This is a genomic window from Reichenbachiella agariperforans (assembly GCF_900142205.1).
Lineage (GTDB): Bacteria > Bacteroidota > Bacteroidia > Cytophagales > Cyclobacteriaceae > Reichenbachiella > Reichenbachiella agariperforans.
Window position 1 is genome coordinate 413,066 of the sequence record NZ_FRAA01000001.1, and the last position, 26,109, is coordinate 439,174.

General features: G+C 43.7%; 16 protein-coding genes. 10 read left to right on the top strand and 6 right to left on the bottom strand.

Going from position 1 to position 26,109, the window contains the following annotated elements:
* The first annotated feature begins 62 nt into the window (after positions 1 to 62).
* The 3 genes from BUB99_RS01485 (at position 63) to BUB99_RS01495 (ending at position 7,792) form a co-directional block, all read left to right on the top strand.
* Positions 63 to 1,454 carry a LuxR C-terminal-related transcriptional regulator gene (locus BUB99_RS01485; RefSeq protein WP_073118782.1) on the top strand — a complete coding sequence of 464 codons (1,392 nt, stop codon included), beginning with the start codon at positions 63 to 65 and terminating at the stop codon, positions 1,452 to 1,454.
* A 125-nt stretch (positions 1,455 to 1,579) separates the two neighbouring features.
* Positions 1,580 to 6,520 (top strand): NHL domain-containing protein, encoded by a 4,941-nt coding sequence (locus BUB99_RS01490; protein ID WP_170863711.1) that lies wholly within the window; start codon positions 1,580 to 1,582, stop codon positions 6,518 to 6,520.
* A 633-nt stretch (positions 6,521 to 7,153) separates the two neighbouring features.
* Positions 7,154 to 7,792 carry a DNA-binding domain-containing protein gene (locus tag BUB99_RS01495; RefSeq protein ID WP_073118786.1) on the top strand — a complete coding sequence of 213 codons (639 nt, stop codon included), beginning with the start codon at positions 7,154 to 7,156 and terminating at the stop codon, positions 7,790 to 7,792.
* 289 nt (positions 7,793 to 8,081) lie between these two features.
* Here BUB99_RS01495 and BUB99_RS01500 read toward each other — a convergent pair whose 3' ends face one another.
* The 5 genes from BUB99_RS01500 to BUB99_RS01520 form a co-directional block, all read right to left on the bottom strand.
* Positions 8,082 to 9,077, bottom strand: coding sequence for an LLM class flavin-dependent oxidoreductase (locus tag BUB99_RS01500; RefSeq protein ID WP_073118788.1), 996 nt, complete (start codon positions 9,075 to 9,077; stop codon positions 8,082 to 8,084).
* A gap of 161 nt (positions 9,078 to 9,238) precedes the next feature.
* Entirely contained in the window at positions 9,239 to 9,907 is a 669-nt protein-coding gene (locus BUB99_RS01505) for a class I SAM-dependent methyltransferase (protein WP_073118790.1), read from the bottom strand.
* A 528-nt stretch (positions 9,908 to 10,435) separates the two neighbouring features.
* Positions 10,436 to 11,206 carry a tetratricopeptide repeat protein gene (locus tag BUB99_RS01510; protein ID WP_073118791.1) on the bottom strand — a complete coding sequence of 257 codons (771 nt, stop codon included), beginning with the start codon at positions 11,204 to 11,206 and terminating at the stop codon, positions 10,436 to 10,438.
* Positions 11,207 to 11,211: 5 nt separating this feature from the next.
* Entirely contained in the window at positions 11,212 to 12,327 is a 1,116-nt protein-coding gene (locus BUB99_RS01515) for an AI-2E family transporter (protein ID WP_073118793.1), read from the bottom strand.
* Between the two features lie 203 nt (positions 12,328 to 12,530).
* Entirely contained in the window at positions 12,531 to 13,112 is a 582-nt protein-coding gene (locus BUB99_RS01520; protein ID WP_073118795.1) for a DUF4202 domain-containing protein, read from the bottom strand.
* A 164-nt stretch (positions 13,113 to 13,276) separates the two neighbouring features.
* On the opposite strand from BUB99_RS01520, the gene nirB reads away from it, so the two are divergent.
* From nirB to BUB99_RS01550, 6 genes are all read left to right on the top strand, one after another.
* Positions 13,277 to 15,769, top strand: coding sequence for a nitrite reductase large subunit NirB (gene nirB / locus BUB99_RS01525; protein WP_073118797.1), 2,493 nt, complete (start codon positions 13,277 to 13,279; stop codon positions 15,767 to 15,769).
* Positions 15,770 to 15,815: 46 nt separating this feature from the next.
* Positions 15,816 to 16,193 (top strand): nitrite reductase small subunit NirD, encoded by a 378-nt coding sequence (gene nirD / locus BUB99_RS01530; protein WP_073118798.1) that lies wholly within the window; start codon positions 15,816 to 15,818, stop codon positions 16,191 to 16,193.
* A 43-nt stretch (positions 16,194 to 16,236) separates the two neighbouring features.
* Complete coding sequence (locus BUB99_RS01535) at positions 16,237 to 17,616, top strand: PAS domain-containing sensor histidine kinase (RefSeq protein WP_139280852.1); 1,380 nt, start codon at positions 16,237 to 16,239, stop codon at positions 17,614 to 17,616.
* A gap of 7 nt (positions 17,617 to 17,623) precedes the next feature.
* A complete protein-coding gene (locus BUB99_RS01540) occupies positions 17,624 to 18,295 on the top strand; it encodes a response regulator transcription factor (protein WP_073118802.1) in 672 nt (223 codons plus the stop codon).
* 209 nt (positions 18,296 to 18,504) lie between these two features.
* On the top strand, positions 18,505 to 22,047 hold the full coding sequence (locus tag BUB99_RS01545) for a nitrate reductase (protein WP_073118804.1): 3,543 nt from the start codon (positions 18,505 to 18,507) through the stop codon (positions 22,045 to 22,047).
* A 125-nt stretch (positions 22,048 to 22,172) separates the two neighbouring features.
* Positions 22,173 to 23,591, top strand: a complete 1,419-nt coding sequence (locus tag BUB99_RS01550) for a rubredoxin domain-containing protein (protein WP_073118806.1) — start codon at positions 22,173 to 22,175, stop codon at positions 23,589 to 23,591.
* Between the two features lie 31 nt (positions 23,592 to 23,622).
* Here BUB99_RS01550 and meaB read toward each other — a convergent pair whose 3' ends face one another.
* Entirely contained in the window at positions 23,623 to 24,624 is a 1,002-nt protein-coding gene (meaB, locus tag BUB99_RS01555) for a methylmalonyl Co-A mutase-associated GTPase MeaB (RefSeq protein WP_073118808.1), read from the bottom strand.
* Positions 24,625 to 24,860: 236 nt separating this feature from the next.
* Here meaB and BUB99_RS01560 point away from each other — a divergent pair, with 236 nt between their 5' ends.
* Complete coding sequence (locus BUB99_RS01560) at positions 24,861 to 26,105, top strand: CHASE2 domain-containing protein (protein WP_139280853.1); 1,245 nt, start codon at positions 24,861 to 24,863, stop codon at positions 26,103 to 26,105.
* The last annotated feature ends 4 nt before the right edge of the window (positions 26,106 to 26,109 follow it).

A 26,109-nucleotide genomic window follows, 5' to 3' on the forward strand; every position in this document is an offset into this window, starting at 1 on the left:
TTGGTGTTTCATTCCTACTACTTAGAAACTATACTTGCGAGACATAATTAACCCTACAAATAATGCCATTAAAATCATCGCATTTAGTGCTGTTTTTAATCCTCCTGTCTACCCAATTATTTGCAAACCCGCATACGATACAGTACCTCAAGAAGGACGCTTCTCTGCATGAGATCAAACAACTACATGAAGACCAGTGGATAGATTATACAGAGCCTGTCTATGAAGGAACTGCCAATGGCATTTACTGGTTTAGGATAGAAATTCCCGCATCAACGGAATCTCATATAGTCACCATTCCCGAATCTCATATCACTAGAGCATCACTCTATCAGGGGAAAGACGAGATTCTGCCCTTAGCTGACACACGCTATAGGAGCTTCTCGATCGCCCCTTCTCCTAGCGCAACCACTTACTACCTGAGGGTCAACTGTCGATTGGAAGCCAGAATCCCGCTACAAATAGAGCCATCAATGCGCTATCATAGATCCGAACAATATGAATTCCTAAGCATGGGGGTCTATTACGGAGTGGTCATTTGTGTGGTCTTTATCAATCTCATCTCCTTCATTATCTTCGGAAACAAGGGGTATATTCAATACCTATTCATGCCCATCGGTATGTCCATCAATTCTGTGTACAAAGACGGCATTTTTGCGCTTCTGTTTGGTTCTATTGGTCTCAATGAATACATTGAACCCACCCTCAACAGTATTTTGGCGATCACTTGTGTCTTTTGTATTGAGAGCTACCTCAGTATCAACCGACACTATCCCCGATTGTATCGAATCGGCATTGCTTTTGTCGTCCTGTCACAGTTGCTCAATATTGGCGTACTCCTGACACATGGGGCTTTCTCCCTCTATGTCTCCACCGACTTGGCTATTCTGTTGGCATTAGACACATTCTGGCTATCAGGCTTTTTGCTTTGGAGGAAAACGAAAACCATAGAGTCTGGCTGGTTTTCCGTGGCGTATGGCATACCGCTCTTTGTAGCGCATGGATACTATCTGAGTCCCTACTTCGGCTTAGACTTTATGAATATATCATTTATGTGGTACAAGGTCGGGTCTGTATTCGAAATGGCGATTTTCACCTACGCCATTATGTTTCAATCCAAAAAGATAGCCTTGAAAAACCAAGAGATGAGACAAACGATCGTGGACTATACCAATCAGCTCAACAAGCTACATGACAAGCCCAATGAGAAGGAAGCGCAAACCTTAGAACTCATCAAGCGCTACCGGTTCACGCTCAAAGAGGTAGAAGTTCTCCAGGATATAGCAGACGGGTGCACCAACAAAGAAATCGCGGACAAACACTTCATCAGTCAGAATACAGTCAAGTACCACATCAGGCACATCTTCGAAAAACTGAATGTAAACAACCGCAAAGAAGCTGGAAACAAACTCATGCATCCCGCTGATGAACCCTCAACAACGACTCAAATTTAACCCTCTCATAATAAGACAATTACCCGAACGGGTGGGAAAAACCACCCCCTCCTTTTTTGTCGTTGACCTAGCCATTGCGATAGCTTGCTGCACAGTTAAACAAACAGCAAATTTCAATGGTCACAATGTACAAACACTCCACCCTGTGTAAAATTAAGTTCTTTGATAACCTACGTCGTTTTCTCTTGATGCTCGCCATCCTGTCGATGGTCTCAGTATCCTATGCCCAAAACCAATCACCAGTATTCACCTCTACACCTGTTATTGAAACAAATGACAATGTAGCATATTCATACACTGCCTTTACTTCCGACTCTGACCGTGATAGGGTAACAGTAACTGCGACAACTAAACCCAGCTGGTTAACATTAACCAATATTGATGCTGAGGTAACCACCTTGGCAGGCTCAGGTAGTACAGGAAGCGAAGATGGTCACGGCACTAGCGCCAGTTTTAATAACCCTTCTGGAATGGCGATAGATGCATCAGGGAATATTTACGTCACTGATGCCAATACAATAAGAAAAATAAGCCCCAGCGGTGATGTCACCACACTAGCAGGCTCAGCAGTTGCTGGAGATACCGATGGCAATGGTGTAAACGCTACGTTTAATCTTCCAAAGGGGCTAGCCATAGATGCCATAGGTAACATATATGTAGCAGACACTTATAATTTCAAAATCAGAAAAATAAGCCCTAGTGGAGACGTAACTACATTAGCAGGATCAGGAAATGTGGCGAGTATTGACGGTAGTGGAGTGAGTGCTAGTTTCAATTATCCAGCTGCATTAGCTGTAGATGCTACAGGCAATGTTTATGTAGCTGATGATGGTGGGCTAAAAATACGTAAGATCACCCCCGGCGGAGAGGTAACGACCTTCGCAGGCTCTGGAGTCAATGAAAGTGTTGATGGCAATGGACTGAATGCTAGTTTTATAAGCCCCCGTGGATTGACCATAGACGCTGCTGGCAACCTATATGTTACAAGTATTTATGGTCATGCGGTGCGTAAGATAACTCCTGATGGAGACGTGACAACACTAGCAGGATCAGGAACTGCAGGCAATACAGATGACAATGGAACCAGTGCAAGCTTCAATGAGCCAGTAGGAATTGCTGTAGACGGTTCGGGCAATCTATATGTGGCTGACACCAAAAACCATAAAATACGCAAGATCAGCACCGATGGTGATGTAACGACCTTGGCAGGCTCAGGAAACCCGGGCAGTACGGATGAGAATGGAGTTAATGCAAGTTTCAATACCCCAGTTACAGTAGCTGTAGGTCAGAATGGCCATTTGTATGTGTCTGATTTGATGAATAAGAAAATTAGACAGATTAGTAACAAAACAGTACTTGCAGGAGATGCAACAGATCAAATAGGAGATCACAATGTAACACTTACTGCTAGTGACGGTAAGGGAGGAACAGCCACACAGTCTTTTGTACTAAAAGTCGCTAAAGGTAGGACTATCGGTACGGGCAATATTCTGTACGTCAACAAAAATGCAAGTGGTGGTGATGAAAGAGGCAGTTCGTGGATCAATGCCGTTCCTGAATTGGCCGATGCTCTCGTATGGGCCAAAGACAACTACGATGATGCTTGGGCTACTACCCCATTGAAAATATATGTAGCCACAGGGACTTACAAGCCCCTGTATAGCCCTGAGGATGGAGACAACTTCGGTACCGACCAAGGGCGTAACAATAGCTTCTCTATGGTCAAAAATGTCCAGTTGTATGGCGGTTTTGATCCAGCAAACGGAATTGAAGACTTAACTGACACACGTATCCTCCCCTCCTCTGACGAAGCAGTAGGGACGATATTGAGTGGTGATATTGGGACTGCAGATGATGCTACCGACAACACCTACAACGTACTCGTGAGTGCCGGAGATGTAGGTACCGCTAGCCTAGATGGGTTTAGCATCACGGATGGATATGCCAATGATTACTCTGACATTTATGTCAATGGTAAGCAGATATTCAAATGCTCTGGTGCAGGAGTCTACAACTCGGTCTCTTCACCCACTTATAAACATGTAACACTACACAACAACAGCTGTACAGAATCTGGTGGAGGGATGTTTAGTTACATGTCTTCACCAGCTCTTCAATTGGTTATTCTAAAAAACAACCAAGCCAAAGATGGCGGGGGAATAACAAACCAAGAGAGTTCTTCTCCTACGCTTTTGAATGTCTCCATTCAAAGCAACAATGCGAGTGAAAATGGTAGCGGAATGTACAATGTAGATGAATCTGAACCTACGCTTACCAATGTTTCTATTGTAGGCAATGAGGCTTCTGTTAGCAGTGAGGAAGTACCCAGTTGTGTATCTCAAAACTCCTCTCTAACGCTAAACAACTGCATCATTTGGGATGTGGTCACTGGAGATTACACAGCTCAGAACAGCCTAATCAAAGGAACTAGCGATACCTCTAATGGTAACCTAGATGCTACTGACTTGACTGATACGGACATCTTTACTGATCCTGCCAACGGGGACTATAGTCTTAAAAGCACCAGTATAGCCGTAAACTCAGGAAGCAATACCTTATACACCGACGCTGGTGGGGACTTAGCCAATGATGTGGACATAGCAGGAAACGCACGTCTCTATGATGGCATACCTAGTACAGATATCATTGATATGGGAGCTTATGAATACCTCGACAACATCGACCCTGTCTTCACCTCTACAACTACAGCCAGTTTCATAGAGAACGAAACAGGTACAGCCTACACCGTGACTGCTACTGATGCAAACACGATTACCTATAGTCTCGGTTCTGGCAATGACGAAGCACTATTCGATATAGTAGGTAGCACGGGAGTTGTAACCTTCAAGGCTGCTCCTGACTTTGAGAGCCCTGCGGATGCAGATGAGGACAATGCTTATCTCATCAACGTGATTGCGAGTGATGGAGTGAATGCCGCAAACCAAAACGTAACCATCACTGTCACTGATGTGGATGATACCGATCCTGTATTCACTTCAGCTACTGCTGTCAACTTTGCAGAGAATGAAACAGGTACAGCCTACACCGTGACTGCCACTGATGCAAACACCGTTACCTATAGCCTCGGTTCTAGCAATGACGAAGCACTCTTCGATATAGTAGGTAGCACGGGAGTTGTAACCTTCAAGGCTGCTCCTGACTTTGAGAACCCTGCGGATGCGGATGAGGACAATGCTTATCTCATCAACGTGATTGCGAGTGATGGAGTGAATACCGCAAACCAGAACGTGACCATCACTGTCACTGATGTGGATGATACCGATCCTGTATTCAGTTCAACTACTGCTGTCAACTTTGCAGAGAATGAAACAGGTACAGCTTACACCGTGACTGCCACTGATGCAAACACGATTACCTATAGCCTCGGTTCTGGCAATGACGAATCCATATTTAATATAATTTCAACTTCAGGGGTAGTCACTTTCAAGACTGCTCCTGACTTTGAGAACCCTGCGGATACGGATGAGGATAATGACTATGTCATCAATGTAATTGCTAGTGATGGAGTGAATATCGTAAACCAGAACGTGACCATCACTGTCACTGATGTGGATGATACCGATCCTGTATTCACCTCTGCAACTACAGCCAGTTTCATAGAGAACGAAACAGGTACAGCCTACACCGTGACTGCCACTGATGCGAACACGATTACCTATAGCCTCGGTTCTGGCAATGACGAAGCATTATTCGACATAGTAGGTAGCACGGGAGTTGTAACCTTCAAGGCTGCTCCTGACTTTGAGAGCCCTGCGGATACAGATGAGGACAATGCTTATCTCATCAATGTAATTGCGAGTGATGGTACGAACACAGCAAACCAAAACGTGACCATCACTGTCACTGATGTGGATGATACCAATCCTGTATTCACCTCTGCAACTACAGCCAGTTTCATAGAGAACGAAACAGGTACAGCTTACACCGTGACTGCTACTGATGCAAACACAGTTACCTATAGCCTTGGTTCTGGCAATGACGAAGCACTCTTCGATATAGTAGGTAGCACGGGAGTTGTAACCTTCAAGGCTGCTCCTGACTTTGAGAGCCCTGCGGATACAGATGAGGACAATGCTTATCTCATCAATGTGATTGCAAGTGATGGAGTGAATACCGCAAACCAAAACGTGACCATCACTGTCACTGATGTGGATGATACCGATCCTGTATTCACCTCTGCAACTACAGCCAGTTTCATAGAGAATGAAACAGGTACAGCCTACACCGTGACTGTCACTGATGCAAACACGATTACCTATAGCCTCGGTTCTGGCAATGACGAAGCACTATTCGATATAGTAGGTAGCACGGGAGTTGTAACCTTCAAGGCTGCTCCTGACTTTGAGAGCCCTGCGGATACGGATGAAAACAATGATTATGTAATCAATGTGATTGCAAGTGATGGAGTGAATACCTCAAACCAAAACGTGACCATCACTGTCACTGATGTGGATGATACCTACCCTGTCTTCACTTCGGCTACTGCTGTCAACTTTGCAGAGAATGAAACAGGTACAGCCTACACCGTGACTGTCACTGATGCAAACACGGTTACCTTTAGCCTCGGTTCTGGCAATGACGAAGCACTATTCGATATAGTGGGTAGCACGGGAGTTGTAACCTTCAAGGCTGCTCCTGACTTTGAGAGCCCTGCAGATACGGATGAGGACAATGACTATGTCATCAACGTGATTGCGAGTGATGGAGTGAATACCGTAAACCAAAACGTGACCATCACTGTCACTGATGTGGATGAAGTAGATGAGGTGATTACAAGTACTCCTAGCAACGAACTACAGCTAACGGAGATCATGCTGTATCCTAACCCTACCAGTCATCAGTTAAACATTGATTTGTCTAACTATAGTGGCAGTGAGCTATCTGTACGCATCACAAACGTATCTGGCGCACAATATTTCCTTCAAGAAAACATCAGCGCACAGGGCTTGGTGGTCAATGTAGAAGACTATGCGTCGGGCATCTACTTAGTGATGCTAACAACCAATAACAGTATAGTAACGAAGCGAGTGATTGTGAATCCATAATCATCTCCCCTCCTTCATTAACTAGAACAAACTAAAAAGGGAGTCCACATTATGTGGACTCCCTTTTTAGTTTGTTTCCTCTCTCCCATGTCCTTGCCTGACATGAGAATCCACTAGTGGCAAATGATAAACCCATCATCCTGCTAAACGTGAAAGATACCTCAATCTTACATCTGGATACGACAGTAGTGGTAGTGATAATCGTGGCATGACTAAACCCTTGGAGAGATTTTTGTATCATGGTTTCTATGCAATAGTCCTGTCAAGAGACTATCTATATGTTTGTATTTCAGTCACTTTTGATTATATTTCATCAAGCATTACTTGAAAGACCAACCTCCATGCCTAAACCAACCCGCTTAGATGGCACGATCTATTGTATTCGATTCTTTTGTAATACAACATACCCCCCAAACATCTCAGGTCAAAAGATGCCTAGTATCACAACTACTACCATCGGTGATTATACCCTGAGTTATCCTATACATCATCCCCCTTAGCTAGACTGTATGTAAGAACCCTTTTTAAACCCAGCAGCTTGAGAAATGGTTTCTTTTACAATATAAACAATACAACAATGGCTATAAATTATTCGCTATACGCTAACCACCTCACCAATTCAGAAGACTCTATATGGCGGTGGTTCAAAACCAAAAGACAAAAACACTAGATGAACTCATAGATCGTATGATCGGTAGAGGGAGTACCGTTACCAAAGCAGAAGCCCTCGCCGTATTAGAGGAATATCAGGCATCTGTACAGGAGGCATTAGAAGAGGGCTATAGTATATCCACTCCACTTTTGAGAATATCACCGTCGATTCAAGGTGTATTTACTGATCCTCAAGACAACTTTGATAGGAGTCGACATATCTTAAGGCTCAATGTCACCTCTGGTAGTAGAATCTCCCAAATATCTAATGTACTAAAAGTAGAGAAGGTAACAGCCAAAGCGCCTCAACCTACACCTGTTGACTTTACAGATGTCGTAACGACTTCTAACGAAACCCTAAGCCCAGGCGGAGTAGGTGTACTCACAGGTAGTCGACTCAAAGTCAATCAAGAGGACACTCAGCAGGGTATATTCATCATAGGAGCAGATGGCACAGAGACTCGTGTGACGACTTATATCCGAAACATGCCCAGCAATCTGATTTTTATGATACCTGACACACTGACGGCAGGTATCTATCAAATAGATATTCGTACGATATTCCAAAAGAGCAAAACCATACGGAGTGGTACACTCTCTACTGACTTAACAGTACAGTAAAGCTTGGTTATCATTCGGATTAAAGTAACTGACAATGATACACTACAGACTTTTGCCTTAGAAGGCACTGAACATTAGTCTTAGAAGGCTTAGAACTATAGCCTACTAAGGAGTGATCGTGTAGTCTTAGAAGGATAAACTCTAGATGCATCATTGACCAGTCCATTATACTACACAGCCCCTATGAAAGTACTTTCATAGGGGCTGTTTTATTATATTCCTTTCTAAGACTATGCAGATGGTATGATACCCATCTAAAATCTACCTACTAACAATCAAGTGTCTAACCTTAATTGTCCTGTAGCTGTTTTAGGATTTCATAAGACCTAAGCCTTGCCTGATGGTCATAGATATGAGAGACCACCATCAGTTCATCTATGGCTGTATCTGTTACGAACTGAGAGATAGAAGCCTCTACTTCATCTGGACTACCTATGAATGAATAGGTCAAGAACTGCTGCAATGCCTGATCAAACTCTGGAGGTAGTACAAAGTCTTTGTCTGGTGGCTGCAGTGGACTTCTGTTTTGGGTCAGTATACCCATGAATATCTTTCGCATCGATGTAGCTAATAGATGCGCTTCTTCGCTCGTATCTGCTGCTGTGACATTGACACAGGCGATGGCATAGGGTTCTTTGCAAACTGATGAGGGCTTAAAGGTACTGCGGTATATATCCAGTGCCTGATGCAGTTGTACTGGTGAGAAGTGACTAGCAAAGGCATACGGCAAGCCCAGTGAAGCAGCAATGTGCGCACTAGACGTACTAGACCCCAGTATCCACATCGGTATATCTAGCCCCTCTCCTGGTATGGCGCGTACACGGCCATGTTCGTTATCGGCAGAAAAATAGTTCTGTAACTCACGCACTGACGTAGGGAACTTGTAGGCTGCCTGATCGTCTCGCTGTAGTGCTGCAGCAGTATGCTGATCCGTGCCAGGGGCACGCCCCAGCCCTAAGTCTATCCGTCCTGGATAGAGAGATGCCAAAGTCCCAAACTGCTCTGCCACCATCAGTGGCGAATGGTTGGGGAGCATGATCCCCCCAGAACCCACACGTATCGTAGAGGTCGCTCCAGCTACATCACCGATCAGCACCGAAGTAGCTGAGCTGGCTATACTGGGCATGTTGTGATGCTCGGCCAGCCAGTAGCGCTGATAGCCCAGTCGCTCAACATGCTGTGCCAGATCACGGCTATTCCGAAAAGAATCCGAAGGAGTGTATCCTTCACATATTACTGCCAGATCCAAAACGGATAAGGGTATTTGCTTAAAATCTTTGTTCATTTACTCGAATGGCTTACTACACTTATATTCATCCTAACGGGTGTCAAGGCGACTCCTAATCTATTCCTCAATTAGAAACTCGGATGATCCAAAAAGGTTATGTAAAATTGAGTCCGAAGCAGTGATTTCGTATGCTATAGATGCTTACATAAAAGCAAAGCTTAAGCTTTGGTCAATCTCACCACTGAAAAATCTCTATCTACCCACTCGTCTGCCTTACTCTTGACACGCTCTTGATGATCCAGTATATCTATGATCTCAAAATCGGTCTGCTCTACCAGCGTCTTCACATCATGATTGTCATAGAGTGTAAACCTATCTGCTACAAAGGGCAATTGATCCATGAATTGTTTTTGTGCATAACCAATAGAGAGTATTCCATTGGGCTTGAGCACCCGGTATAGCTCCTCTAAGAATCCCACAGGATCACCCCAAAAGTAGAGCGTATTCACTGTCAGTATTCTATCTACGCTATGGTCTGCCAATGGAATGATTGCTCCGTCATAGCACTCAAACGCTATGTCAGAAGACTCAATCAAAGCAGCATGCATACGACACGCCTCCTCATGCATCGTCTCAGATATCTCCACTCCTATATAGGATAACCCATGTGCCTGCTCCAGTATCGTCGACAGATGGGCACAGTTGCCATGCCCTATCTCCAACACATAATTATTCTCTGTGATCTCCAAAGACTCTATCGTGGTAGTAATCATGCCCGCATTGGTCTCGTTCATCATTGCTGCCATCTTGATACCATTCTCTCCCTGTGGACAACTGAGCTGTCTTTCTATTTCGGCTAGTTCCTCTGGTGTCGATTCTTGACTCATCTTAGGTGGGTTTAGATTTGTGTTTTCACCTCTAAGATAAATTAGATTTATGAATACTAGAGCCTGAATAATGCATTAGGCAGAGCAATCACATTCAAACCAATATCTAGAAAACCCTCCAAGGGTTTAGCAATAAAATCAAGGCTATCATTCATACCCGTACGGTTCATTATAAATACCTAATCCTTGGAGGGGCTCAGTATTTATAATACATAGCCCCCTTTCAAGGTCTATCGAACCCAACAACCTGTGTTCGACTAATTATTGTTGTATTGGTTATCTGAGCCTGTTATCAGCATACTTCTGCCCTAGACAGAATGTCATTTCGACGATAGGAGAAATCTATGCGATAGTACCTTAGATTTCTCCACTGCGCTGCAAAATAACAAAAAGGCTTTAATACTGCTATTGAGTTCTTTGTTAGAACCGAACTCAGGTCAATAGAGTATGAGCGTATTGGCAATCATAAATTAGTAACAACCCCTAGAAGGGATACCTCAACAAAACCCCATAGCCTACCACTCACACTCAGATATTCTGAGAGAGCATCTTCTCGATGGCATCTAGGTTGTTTCGGTCTTCTATCAGCTTTGAGGTTCTGGGTTCGATTTTCAGTGCCATTCGTAGTACCTCTTGCGCTTTATCCTTTTGATCATGCGCGATCAATGCTTCGGCAAAGAAGCGTGCATTGGCAGGATCTTGGGGTGATTGGCTGTAGGCAGTCTCTAAGAGACGTAGTGCTTCGTCTTCCGAGGGCCAAGAGAGTACAAAGGGGATTTGAGGCAACTTGAGGTGCATAATCCCGAGGATACGCTGTGCGCCCGACTCAGCAAATTGATCATCCATCTCGATAACCTCTTCGGCGAGTGCTTTGATCTCATCTGATACTCCTTCTTGGGCAGCCGTCATCACGCCTACGGTATTGCCCCAGCGACCCAGATTGGTCATGTAGTAGTATTTCACCCCCACATCAGAGGCATATCGATGGATGTATTCTCTACCCAAGTCTACCGCTACCTTGTAAGTCTCTAGTTTTTTCTTTTCGCTCAATCGCGTAAAGCTCCCCTTGAACTCGTAGGCACGGAGTAGTGCCGCAACGGTCTCAGGTGTCTGATCCGCACGTTTGTAATATTTAATGGCACGATTGATCATTCGCTTGCGTGCCACTAGCCCCTGAGCACTATCTCCACGGTCTGCAAAGTAACGTTCCGCTTTTTCGTAATCCGACTGTGCCTGTGCAGGCCATATAGTCGTGATGATAACGAAAGTCAGTATAATGAATGGTCTAAGCTGTTTCATAGAAGTTACTTTTTAGTGATTTTGGATATAATGGATTGCCCCCATTGCTCTATCCGTTCGAATATCGGGTGGCTATTCTTCTCTTCAGAGTCTCCCAGTAGCAAAGCCACAGGCTTTAGCTCCGTGTAGTATGAGCAGACGACTTTGAGTATCGCCACCATAGGCAAGAACAGTATCATCCCAGGGATACCCCAAAGCAAACCGCCAGCGATCAATGATAGTATAGAAAAGAAAGCGTTGATGTTCAAGTTGCCCCCTACGATTTTAGGATTCAAGAAGTTCCCCTCTAAGAACTGAACAAACCAAAACATGGCTACCACACCGATCGCATACCAATAGCTATCATAAGTGATCAACGCAAACAGTGTTGGGATCAGTCCACCTACGACAGTACCTACATAAGGTATGATGGCCAGTAGTGCCGCTAAGAAGCCAAAGAACAGCGCATACTCAATACCGATGAGCCACAGCCCGAGACTATTGAGCCCTCCCAGCACCAGTACTAGCGTCAGCATAGAAGTAAGGTACTTCTGCCCGATCTCCTGCACTTCCTTCAGCATCTCCCCAAAAGCAGGTTGATCCTCCTTTGGATTGAAATGGATCAAAGCTTTGGTTAAGTGCTTATGATAGAGCAGAATTAGAAAGGAATAGATGAAAGTCAGTACAAGATAGGTGAACAACGTACTCGTCACGCCTATGGTATCCGACACGATCAACAGACCACTGTCCGAAAACAGTTGGGTGATCTGCTCATTGATCATCTGAGAGTCAATGGGTGGGATGATACTAACCTTTTCATTGAGGAATACAATGACTTTGTCCATCACCTCTTGTAGGCGTGCTAGAAAGCCTGAGTATTCTTTGACGATAGATACGATTTGTGCAGAAAATAGAAACAGAACCCCCAATACGACAATGGTCACGCTGGCCATTGTCCAAATGACAGACCAGATCAACGCGATGTTTCGCTTCGTTAGCCATTTGACCAGTGGGTAGAGAATGAAAGCCACCAGCATGGCAAAAACCACGGGGATCAAAATAGACTTAGCCGCAAACAGCATATATATACTGAGCAGCACCGTGGCAAGGACAAAAAACAGCTTCTTGAATGATAAGGTCATGAAATGAGGTTTGAGTATACACTAGTCAGCAGACCTTCATGGTCTACCGACTAACAAGATACACCCAAAACCACGCCATGCGCCAATTGTAGTCTAGGATAAGAATTCAAGACCATTTCGACTCTCAATCCGTCCCCTTTCCTACACACCTGTTGATTTTATGACACAGTTTGACCTGCATCAGTCATCGCCCAGCTGTTGTGCTAGGCCAGTGCCTTTTGAATCAACGCCAGATCTTCATCTAAGTAGTCCAGCTCCAACGCCATCGCATGCCCCTTTTCCGTCATCTTACCCCACGTCTTCTGTACGATATCGATGAGTTTAGCCTCATCGTGTTTCGCTCCAAACGCATGGAAGTAGTACTTCAAAAAGACCAAGCACACAACATCTTCCAGTTTTTTGGACTCATCATCCGTCTTGAGCTTCTTTTTATTGACCAGTTCTACGACCTGATCAATAGAGTTAGAAGAGAACCCCTGCTTTTCCATCATTTCGGAGAGCAATTCTCCATGGTATATTTTGAGCATCGTCCTCCATTTGAGATACCCCTTTCTATCCATGGGATAATCACTGCGTGGGATGTGCCATCTTTTGATATGCTGCCCTCTAGCGGCTATTTGTAATTCTGGAGAAGCATATGCCTCATACACTTGGAGCATATCGGTCATTCGTTGGCCATATATCAACTCTTTAGGAATGAGTTGACCATCTACTGCCTCCATATTTGGGTCTTGTGTATTGACCTCATCTATTTGTGCAAAGATTGTTTTCAGTTTATCTATCATACGTCATATTCTTTCGTGTTCTATAACTCCTGTGTTTTCCTGTCAATTATCAGTTTACACCCTAACATAATTACGTAGTTGATATAGCTTTTTATACATTTAATACGTAGTTTTGTTCCAATATCAGAATTTAATACGTATTGTTACGTAATAACATTAAAATCATGGAGAAAATAATTGTAATCGGTAACGGCATGGTGGGCTACAAGTTTTGTGAAAAACTAAGAGCCAAAGCTGACAAGAACAAATTTGAGATCACAGTTTTTGGAGAAGAACCTCATGCAGCTTATGACAGAGTGCATTTGAGCGAGTACTTTACCAATCCCTCTGTATCACATCTCGAAATGGCTCCAAGGTCTTGGTACGAAGAAAACGACATTAACCTGATCTCAGGCGAAATGATCAACGCCATAGACCGAAACAACAAAACCGTGACCTCACACAAAGGTACACAGTTGCCCTACGACAAACTCATCCTTGCTACTGGATCGAGCGCTTTCGTCCCTCCTATCAAAGGGGTTGAAAAAGAAGGGGTATTTGTCTACCGAACGATCGAAGATCTCGACGCAATTATAGAATATAGTAAGAAGACCAAAAAAGCTGCAGTCATGGGTGGTGGTCTACTGGGGCTAGAGGCTGCAAAAGCCATGATGGACCTCAAACAAGAAACACACGTAATCGAATTTGCCCCACGTCTAATGCCGAGACAGTTAGACAATGCAGGTTCTGATGCCCTACTCACCAAAATGCAAGAACTAGGCATCAAATTACACTTAAATAAAAACACAAGAAATATAGCTGGAGAAGGTCAAATGACGGGCATGGAGTTCGCCGATGATTCTAATCTAGATGTAGAAATGCTCGTAATCTCTGCCGGTATCAAACCGAGAGACGAGTTGGCCACTCAGTGTGGTCTGGCTGTAGGACAAAGAGGAGGAATCGTAGTGAACGATCTGTTGCAAACAGATGACACGGACATTTTCGCGATTGGTGAGTGTGCTTTGCACAAGAACTTCATTTATGGATTAGTAGCGCCTGGGTACGAAATGGCAGATGTCGTGGTAAACCAACTCATAGGTGGTGAAGAAAAAAGCTTCAAAAGCTATGACATGTCTACCAAACTAAAGTTGATCGGTGTAGATGTGGCGAGTTTTGGCAATGCCCTATGTGAAAACGAAGATCATAAGCCTATAGTCTTTGAAGACAAACACACAGGTATCTACAAAAGAATCAACATCTCTGAAGATGGTAAACGTCTACTCGGTGGTATCCTCGTCGGCGAAGCAGAGGCGTACAACATGCTACTCCAGGTCACCCTCAACGGGATGGCGCTCCCTCCTAACCCTGAGGATCTAATCCTAGGTAGTCGAGGTGGTGAAGAGACCAAGATGGAACTACCAGATAGTGCCCAGGTTTGTTCGTGTGAGAATGTCACCAAAGGCGATATATGCCAAGCAGTCATCGACAATGAGTTAGAAGATATCGAGCAAGTCAAAACGTGCACCAAGGCGGGCACTGGCTGTGGCGCTTGTAACCCTATCGTCAAAGACATCTTCAACGAGCAATTGGCCAAGATGGGAAAAACCGTCAAAAACGTCATCTGCGAACACTTTGACTACAGTAGACAGGAGATTCTAGACATCATCAAAATCAAGAAGATTCAAGACTACAACCAGCTGCTCAATGATCACGGTACGGGTGATGGATGTGAAACTTGTCGTCCATTGGTCGCTTCACTCCTAGCCAGTACATGGAACGAGATGATCCTCGATAAAGGAAAAGATTCGCTACAGGACACCAATGACAAGTACCTAGCCAATATCCAAAAAGGTGGGTCGTACTCTGTAGTACCTAGAATACCAGGTGGAGAGATCACACCAGACAAATTGATCGTGATAGGTCAGGTAGCTAAAAAATATGACCTCTACACCAAAGTAACTGGTGGACAGAGAATCGACTTATTCGGTGCGCAGATTCATCAGTTGCCAGATATCTGGGAGGAGTTGATCAACGCAGGATTCGAAAGTGGCCATGCCTATGGCAAGTCACTACGTACAGTCAAAAGTTGTGTTGGGTCTACATGGTGTAGATACGGTCTACACGACTCTGTATCCTTCTCTATCGAGGTGGAAGAACGGTACAGAGGACTCAGGTCTCCCCACAAACTCAAAGGAGGTGTATCAGGCTGTAGAAGAGAATGTGCCGAAGCGCAAAGTAAAGATTTCGGTATCATCGCTACCGAAGAAGGCTGGAACCTATACGTATGTGGAAACGGTGGATCTAATCCACAGCACGCACAGCTATTGGCTGGAGATATTGATTCAGAAACATGCCTCAAGTACATCGACAGATTCCTCATGTTCTACATCAAAACTGCTGAACCGCTCAACAGGACAGCCACATGGCTCAACAAACTAGACGGAGGACTCGACTATCTCATAGATGTGGTCGTCAACGATTCTTTGGGCATAGCTGCTGACCTAGAAAAGGAAATGGAGTTCATGGTAGACACCTACAAATGTGAATGGAAGGAAGTAGTGAACAATCCAGAATTGAGAAAACGATTTACGCACTTTGTCAATACAGAGATTCCTGATCCCACCATGAAATTCGAAGACATGAGAGGGCAGAAAAAACCAGTAGAATGGGGTGCTTGATCCTAGCCCCTATTGACCCTTTTTTCAACCCATAAAGCACACAACCATGACAGAAGTAACAGCAGAATATAAAACAGTAAAGTCAGAAGAAGTAAAAGTCTGGCACAAGGCCGCATCAGTAGATGCATTCCCTACAGACGGCGGTGCAGCCATAGAATACAAAGGACTACAAGTCGCCATTTTCAATTTTAGCCGTAGAGGTGAATGGTACGCCAGTCAAAACCTATGCCCACACAAAAAGCAAATGATTTTATCAAGAGGTATGTTAGGCTCTGAGGGACAAGAACCTAAGGTTGCTTGCCCGTTTCACAAGAAAACATTTAGCCTCAAAACTGGGGTTAATTTGAATGGAAGCGAATGCGACCTAGCTACCTACCCCGTCAAAGTGGAAGAGGGGTATGTTTACGTAGGATTTTCGCAGTAAGCTGCGTAATTTCACCTAATATTGCACTTTAGACTTTAAATACTTGAGAAGTACCAGAACATTGCAACAACTAGGTTATTCAGGCCTAGCTTCATTTATTGGTGTAGTAGCTGCTATACTGGCGGGACAGTATTATATATTAAATTTCAGCCAAGAGAAAAGCGGGCTCATCAACCATGAAATCATCTTTATAGTCCTAATACTGGCACTAATTGCCTCTTTGTTTTTCGCGCTACTCTATCCCCGATACCAACGCATATACGCTTCGTATAAGGATCTCATCCAATCAGAAGATAGTGCAAAATCAATGGCTTCTCAGTTATCAAAACTCTATGATGAGTTAGGTAAATCTTATCAAGACCTGGAAGCAGTAAATCATCAGCCTGCCGAACTGAGTATTCTACTAAAACTAGATATCGATGGCAACATCCTTCAAACCTCAGACAAATTCAGAGAGATTTTGCTATTGGACACTGAAACTGTCCCAGCCAATTTCTATAGTTGGTTAGAGCAGCACACCTATCGCGAAGATTTCATAGAACAATTGAAATCCTTGGCCAAGGAACGAAAATCTTGGAATGGTGAAATCAAAGCGACCAATGATGAAGGTGATTTCGTTTGGTTCGATCTAGTTGTTCAGCCTGTTCCTCTCAACAAGGAAAAGAGTCAATTTGGGCTCCTAGTGATCGGTACAGACATCAGTAATACGATAGAAGCCAAACAACGCTCTAGAGAGATCAACCTCGAACTCGTCAACAAACGTGTGAAAGAACAACAATACAGATCTGTATTAATTCTCGAAGGACAAGAGGAAGAAAGGAAACGAATCGCACAAGAAATCCATGACGGCATAGGCCAGATGCTAACAGGGCTAAAACTGAATCTAGAAGGAATTACTACCTCTAGTTCACCACACATGAGACAGCGCATGAGTGACACCAAACATCTCATGAAAAGTATCATCAAAGAGGTCAGACGGGTGTCCTTCAACCTTGCTCCAAGTAGTTTGGTGGATTTTGGGATCGTCCCAGCTCTCAAGAAGATCAGCCAAGAAACCACCTCCCTAACCAGTACAGAGGTGGTATTCGAAAACAAAACAGGCTTTATCAACAGACTAGATGGCACGATAGAAACCAACCTCTATCGCATCATTCAAGAAGCCGTCAACAATGGAATCAAGTACGCCAAAGCCGATCAAATAAAAATCACTTTGGAGCACACGATCAACCAACTAACCGTCAACATAGAAGACAACGGAAAAGGGTTCGATATAAAGAAGTTAGAAAACGTAGGCCACTTTGGCGCCTCAGGCCATGGGATATTCAACATGAAAGAACGTGCTGCATACATCAATGCCAAATTAGATATTGACACCAAAATTGGACAAGGTACATCTATCACCATTAGTTTACCTTTAACGTAATCCACCTATGAGTAAGATTAAAGTAATATTAGCCGACGATCATGTCATTGTTAGAAATGGAATCAAAATCCTGCTCGAAAGCAACGGTGATGTAGATGTGATTGCGGAAGCATCCAACGGAGAGGAAGCATTAGAAAAAGTAAGATTACTTAAACCAGACATATTGATTTCGGACATCCGAATGCCCATCATGAATGGTATAGAAGCAACGGCTCGCCTCAAAGAGTTTTCTCCCAATACCAAGGCACTCATCCTATCCATGCATGACGATGAAGAATACATTATCAAATCCATCGAAAGCGGTGCTTCAGGATACTTACTAAAAGACACCACCAAAGAAGAGTTTTCAAAAGCACTACACGCCATCCTAGATGGACAAAAGTATTTTAGCGGAGATATCTCTAACATTCTAGTCAACTCTTACCTAAACATAAAAGATGGCAAACCTGTCAGCACCTCTTCCCAGTCTGGCGTCATAGATTACCATATTACCAAACGTGAAAAGCAAATTCTACAACTCGTCTACGAAGGCAATAGCAACAAAGAAATTGCGGACAAACTAGGAAAAAGTGTTAGAACCGTAGAAACACATCGTTTCAATATCATGAAAAAGCTAAGTGTATCTAACATCACCGAACTACTGAGAAAAATAGATGCAGAGCCATACATAACCCAGTAAAGAGTTACTCCTGAAAGTATTCCTAGCCATTATGTTTATCGTAATGGCTTTTTTTATGTCATTTGACATAAAACACTACGTAGTTGTAAACATATTTTATACGTATTAATACTTATTTTAAAAATGTAATTATGTATATTTGTACGTATAAAAGAGGGAGTCATTAATCACTTCCTTCTATGAAACAGTAACTACTTATTCAAATTCATATGAGTTCTACTTTCACTAGCAGAAATATCACCAAAGCGAAAACTACTTGTTCATATTGTGGAGTCGGGTGTGGTATGGAAGTAAGCATAGACAAGAAAGGTAAAATAGAACTCGAAGGTATCGAGGACCATCCTGTCAACCGGGGAATGCTATGTTCGAAAGGGCGAAACTTGAACTATGTCGTTCAAGATCAATCTGACAGACTGCTACACCCTGAGATGAGATGGTCCAAGAACCACCCTTTGCAAAAAGTAGACTGGGACACGGCAATAGACCGTGCCGCAGCTGTTTTCAAAACATTCATAGAGAAACATGGGCCTGACTCAGTTGGTTTCTACGTATCTGGCCAGTGCCTAACCGAGGAGTACTACCTCGTAAACAAGCTAACCAAAGGTTATATAGGTACTAACAACGTAGACACCAACTCTCGACTCTGCATGAGTTCGGCAGTGATGGGATATGTCAAGACACTAGGTGAAGACTCAGTACCTATCTCCTACGAGGATATAGAGATCGCAGACACCTTCTTGATTGCTGGAGCAAATCCTGCATGGTGTCACCCCATCCTATTCAGACGAATAGAGCAACACAAAGAAAAGAACCCAGACACCAAAATCATTGTCATCGATCCACGAGTCACAGACTCTTGTTCCTTGGCAGATCTTCACTTACAACTACGACCAGGCACTGACATCACACTGCTCCAAGCAATCGGTAGAGTATTGATTGAAAATGGCAACATTGATTTGGACTTCATCCAAAATCATGCAGATGGTTTTGAAGCATACAAGGGCGAAGTATTCAACACGACGTTAGAGGATGCAGCACTGATATGCGATGTACCTGTAGATGACATCAAACTAGCAGCGCAGTATATCGGGAATGCCAAAGCCTATCTATCGATGTGGACGATGGGACTAAACCAAAGTACACAGGGCGTCAACAACAACCTAGCACTCATCAATCTCAACCTCATCACAGGACACATTGGCAAGCCAGGCTCAGGCCCTTTTTCTCTCACAGGTCAACCCAATGCCATGGGAGGACGAGAAGTAGGCGGTATGGCCTCTCTCCTAGCCGCTCATAGAAAACAAGCGAGCCCTGAAGACAGACAAGAAGTCGCTGATTTTTGGGGTGTAGATTCTGTTCCTGACAAACCTGGATTAACCGCCACACAGATGTTTGACGCACTGGACTCTGGCGAGCTCAAAGCCATCTGGATTATCTGCACCAACCCTTCGGTGAGCATGCCAGATGCCACACTAGTGGACAGAGCGATGAAAAAAGCCAAATTTGTCATCGTACAAGACATTTCGAGAAAGTCAGATACAGTGAAATATGCCGATCTAGTACTCCCCGCAGCAGGATGGTTGGAAAAAGAAGGTACCATGACCAACTCGGAGCGTAGAATCTCCTACCTGCCCAAAATGGTTGATGCACCTGGAGAGGCACTCCCTGACAATGAAATCCTACTTCGTTTTGCCAAGAAGATGGGATACAAAGGATTTGATTTTGAAAACACGGAGGTAATCTACCGTGAGCATTGTGCACTCACCAAAGGAACGAACATTGACATCTCTGGGCTCAACTACGACCGTCTAAAGAAAGAAGGATCTGTACAGTGGCCAGTACCTAGCGAAGGACATCAAGGGACTCCACGACTATTCGAAGACAAACAATTTTACACGCCCAACAAAAAGGCACAGATACTTACCACTGGCGTATCCAACGACGCAGACATGCTTTCTGAGGATTTCCCACTCATATTAACCACTGGCCGAATCAGAGATCAGTGGCACACCATGACGAGAACAGGCAAAGTCAGTAAACTCAACAAGCATATTGCCAAGCCTTATCTAGAGATTCATCCGAAAGATGCTGAAAAACGGGACATCACAGAAGGAACTCCCGTCGTAGTAACAGGTAGTCGCGGTGAAGTCAAAGTCACTGCTACGCTAACCGAAAAGATAAAACGTGGAGTCGTATTCCTACCTATGCACTGGGGCAAAATTCTCAATAGTGATTTTGGTCGAGCCAACAACCTAACCAACAAAGCATTTGACCCTATCTCAAAGCAACCTGGATTTAAGTATTCAGCAGTCCAAGTAGAGAAATTCGTCAAGGAAAAACAAAAAATCGTGATCGTCGGTGCAGGAGCAGCAACTTACCGCTTTCTCAACACCTACCGATCACTCAACGAAGAAGATGAAATCCATGTTTTCTCGAAAGAGGAATACCCATTCTATAACAGAGTACTCCTACCAGAGTACATCAACCAGCACAAGCAATGGGAAGATTTGTTAAAATTCAAGTACGGTGAACTCGAAGAGCTCAACGTCCACCTACATACCTCATGTAGCATTGACAAGATCAACCGAGAAGATAAAACAGTAATCGATCAGTTCGGTACAGAGCATGACTATGACATCCTGATCATGGCGACTGGTTCAAGAGCATTCGTGCCACCTAACGTACCTATAGATAAGCCTGGTCTCTTCACCATGAGAGATAGAAAAAGTGCTGATGATCTCAAAGCATTCACAGGCAACCAAGGACATGTCATCATAGTAGGCGGTGGATTACTCGGGTTAGAACTCGCCTCTGCGCTACGCGAAATAGACATTGAAGTATCTATCATCCAGTTATCTGCCAGACTGATGGAGAGACAGCTAGACCCTATGGCTAGCACATTGCTGCGTGACCTTATGGAAGACATGGGCGTCAACGTCTACACCAATGATGAAGTACAGGGACTCCGTTCTTTCGAAACAGAAAAACGCGTAGAAGCTGACCTCAAAAGTGGCAAAACCCTACATGGCAATGCTGTAGTATTTGCCATCGGCACACGTCCCAACTCAGAGATGGGGCGTGAAATCGGTCTCGAATGTGGACGTGGGATTTTGGTCAACGACTACTTACAGACCTCAGACCCTACGATCTATGCCATGGGTGAGATTGCGGAGTTTAACCGCACACTAAATGGTACTACCGCAGCAGCAGAGGACATGGCTGATATCTCCGCTCGACATATTTCGGGCAACCTCACCGCGATGTATCAGGGCACAGTATCTATGAATATCTTGAAATTTCCCGATTTGGATCTCTGCTCTATCGGTATGCCCGACCCTCCTCCTAGCATGAAAGATTTCGAAGAGATTCTATTCATAGATAAGTCTCAGAAGTACTACAAAAAGTGCATCATTCACAACGACAAGCTGGTCGGGGCGATATTGATGGGAGACAAATCTGAATTCGCTGAGTTCAAAGAACTCATCGAAAACAATGTAGAACTTTCCGATAAACGCAAAGAGCTGTTGCGTTCTGGTGATGCTGGAGAACCTATGCTCGGTAGTTTGGTCTGCTCATGCAACAATGTAGGGACTGGCAACCTCTCCTCTGCTATAGAAGGCGGATCTAGCACACTCATTGATGTATGTCAAGCGACAGGTGCAGGACTGGGGTGCGGCAGCTGCAAAGGTGAAATCCAACAAATGATCAAAGCACATCAAGCCAAAAAAATAGAAGAAACTATAGAAGTGTAAAAAAATTGTCAAACCCTGTTCGAAGTGAATCTGCCATTTTGTGTCCTCAAAAAGAATTCACTTCGTTCAGAATGACATTTGAAATTACTTTATACTTTTGAGAAAACATTGAATAGTTAACTGCAATGAAGAAAAAGGATTTGGTTAGGGTATTTGTGAAGGGGGGAGTTCTGTCGACAGGTGATTTCCTAAAAATCATCAACACCGCACAAAAGTTAGGTAGTGAACATATCCATCTGGGCTCTCGTCAAGACATACTTTTCCCTGTCAAGGAACAGTACAAAGACAACCTCGATGAGACCTTTGAACAAATCCAGACGGAGTACCAAATCAATGAATTTACCCACCAAAACATTCTTAGTTCATACGTGGCATTAGACATCATGCCGCATCGGGTTTGGCTAGTCCCTCACGTATTTCACTACATTCTAGACAGTATACAAGTCAAATCCCCCTACAGAATCAACATCGTAGATCCACTGCAAAGCATGGTCCCACTGTTTACAGGGAACATAAATTTCATTGCCACCAAACAGGATAACTACTGGTATCTATATCTACGATTTAAAACAACCAATAATGAGCCCATTGCTTATTCTAAAATCATCTATGGCTATGAACTACATAAAGTAGTAACTCTGATCTCTGAGATGAAAGTCGAGGAAAACCAGTTGAGTGCTGAGGATATATTCGAAGCAATCGACCAACTGGACCTCACCAAACAGAATGTAGTAGAAGAACTACAATATCCAAAAGCATACTTCCCCTACTACGAAGGACTGAACCGTGAACCTGGCGGCACTTATTGGTTAGGACTCTACTGGAGGAATAACAAATTCTCCATTAATATCCTAAGAGATATCTGTCAGCGTTGCCTCGACACAAACGTGGGCCGTGTGAGCCTGACTCCATGGAAAGCCTTTATCATCCAAGGGATACGTGCGGAGCATATCATCGGCTGGGAAAAACTCATGGGTAAGTCTGGCATGAATCTACGGCACTCATCACTAGAACTCAACTGGCACTTACCTGTGATGCATGAGGAGTGCCTGCAACTAAAGAACAGCCTTGTCAGAGCACTAGATCAACAAGATATCAGTACATCAGGTCTGACTTTTTCGATCAAACCAAACGACGATATACACCTATTTACTTCCGTGGTAATAGAGTTTGATGAAGCACAAAATATCAACGACAGACTATACAACATCCTATACTCCACGGATTTTAATCCAAATGCTGGCGAATATCAAACCTATGTAGCAGGTGCTACACGAGAGGTACTTCCCGCACTACTTATCGAACTGAGTCACCTCTACTACGAACAACTCGAAGAGCTACCTGTCAAGAAGAATACCAAGACCTCTGATTCAAAAGGCAAGCAATCAGTGAAACATCAGTGTAGTAGCTGTATGACTATCTATGACGAAACCTATGGGGATGATGCTGCAGATATTGCTGAAGGCACACACTTTGAGGATTTGCCAGAAAGTTATCTATGTCCAACCTGTGGAGATAGAAAATCAAGCTATCAGAGACTGTAGATAGACTCTAAAATATGCGAAGCAAAAAAATTCACTCATCACTAGACAAGTCCTGCTGTACAAACCAATCCATATAAGAGGCAACAGCAGTAAAGGCATCAAACTCACCTTTATCTAATCTAGTGAAGTAGGCTACCATCTGTCCCTGAACTTTGGGATGTTTGAGAAGAAAAGCCTTCATACCATCTTGCACAGTTGTTCGAAAGAATATTTCGCGCTGTGCTCCTCTAAGTTGAGCCAAACGACCGCTTTTCATCCATTTGAGATGCCGCTGTTCTATATCGGCATATACTTCTTTGATCCCAGAATGCGCTATGGCAGAGCAGACCATCACCATCGGTGAATCCCCCTCTTCCTGAGTTGGCAGATAATGTAAAGCTTCGATCAACTGCCTTTTGGTGAGTTCTGCAGCATGAATAAGCTCTCCATCGCATTTATTAACCGCTATGCCGTTCGCCATCTCCATTACTCCTTTTTTTATCCCCTGTAGTTCATCCCCAGCGGCAGGTTGTGCAAGGAGCAAAAAGTAATCGACCATATTTCGAACGACGAATTCTGACTGCCCTACTCCCACCGTCTCTATGATGATGTAATCAAACCCCGCCGCTTCACAGAGCAAAATACTTTTGTATGTGCTGGGATTAACACCACCTGCATAACTCAAAGAGGCACTCGGACGGATATAAACATCTGGATGTACCGTCAGGGATAGCATACGTGTCTTATCCCCCAAAATACTACCGCCGCTCTCTGGACTACTCGGGTCTACAGCCAAAATAGCCAATCTATGCCCAGCATCTATGACCTCCCGTCCAAAAGCTTCTATAAAGGTACTCTTTCCTACTCCAGGCGCCCCTGTGATCCCTAACCGTACTGCTGACATATCCTTCATGGAGAGTTGGGACAAAATATCGTTGGCTAATTTCTCATCCTGAGTGACCTTACTCTCTACGATAGATATGGCTCGAGAGAGTGCGTTTCTGTCACCCTCTCGGATCGCTCCCACATAATATGATGCCGTCTTTCTTTTCATCTCTCGAAATTTAGTCTTAAAGTTAAACTTCCACTCGTACTACAATGACCATTGCTTAGTAGATTATTTTTTCTTCTCCATGGAATCATTATGTTTATAGCTTGAATACTATTGTTCATCGAGAAAAAAACAAGTCAGCACGTTTATTTACATCTTATCCCTAATTTTACAGTTGTTGGTTACTATTGTCGCTGAAGACATATCAACAAACGATCATAACCTTAATCAAATCTAGAATGTTCAAAAAATTCTGGCTCGACACCATTTATGCCTTAGCCTTTATCCTAGTCCTAGCGTTCATCGTTACGCAAGCCTTCGCTTTCAAAATCTTTGACGTGTTTGATCCTATAGGAGATGCCTTCAAAGACATGGAGAGTACAGACATTGTGTTTTCGCAACTACGAGAAGACCCACTAGCAGAAGAAGATTTGATTCTGGTCAACATTGGTAATCTTAACCGTCAAGGGATCGCTGACTTGGTCAACATTATCAATGCAGCAGAGCCAAGAGTTATTGGCATGGATATGTTTTTTCCAGAACTAAAACCTGACACCCTTGGGGATTTAGCTTTGTCCTATGCTTTTTCCCAAGTAGAAAACCTAGTCTTGGTGAGTAAGCTCGAACAGCCTAACGATAACAACACGTTTGACTCACTGGCACTATCTCATGAAATTTTTAGTCAGTATGGAGAATCCGCCTTTGCCAACTTCATAACAGGTGCTGCGGATCAAGATGACATCAAAGTATGTAGAACATTCGCTCCGAAAGAATATGCCAATGATGAGCTACAATACGCCCTATCTGTAAAACTGTCCTACTATATGGACTCAGTCAAGACCATGAACTTCCTCGAGCGTAACAAAGAAGTAGAAGTCATCAACTACCGAGGCAACATCTTTGATTATGGCGCAACGGAAGCACCCATAACTTACTTTGCACTGGATTGGTATCAAGTGTACGATGGACAGTTTGCTCCAGAACTCATCAAAGACAAATGCGTTCTCTTTTGCTTCTTGGGCAGTGAACTCGGAGACCGAAAGGCATTGGAGGACAAATATTTTACACCGCTTAACGCCAACTATGCAGGTAAAGGACATGCAGATATGTTTGGAGGAGTCGTTCATGCCAATGCCATGTCTATGATACTCTCAGAGGACTATGTGGATCAACTAGGTGATAACATCACCTACATTATAGCCATCATTTTACTCTACATCAATGTTGTATTGTTTGTCTTCATTTATAAAGTCATGCCAAAATGGTATGATGGATTAACTAAACTTATACAATTAATAGAAGCTTCTACGTTATTCACTTTAGGATTGATACTGTTTAATAGCTATAGCTTTAAGGTCGATACGACTTGGATGATATTAGGAGTACTAATCGCCGGAGATGCATTAGAAGTGTACTTCGGAGTTGTTAAAAATCTTTTCACAAAAGAAGGACGAAAGGAATTAACACAAGTAAAGAAATTGTAAATTT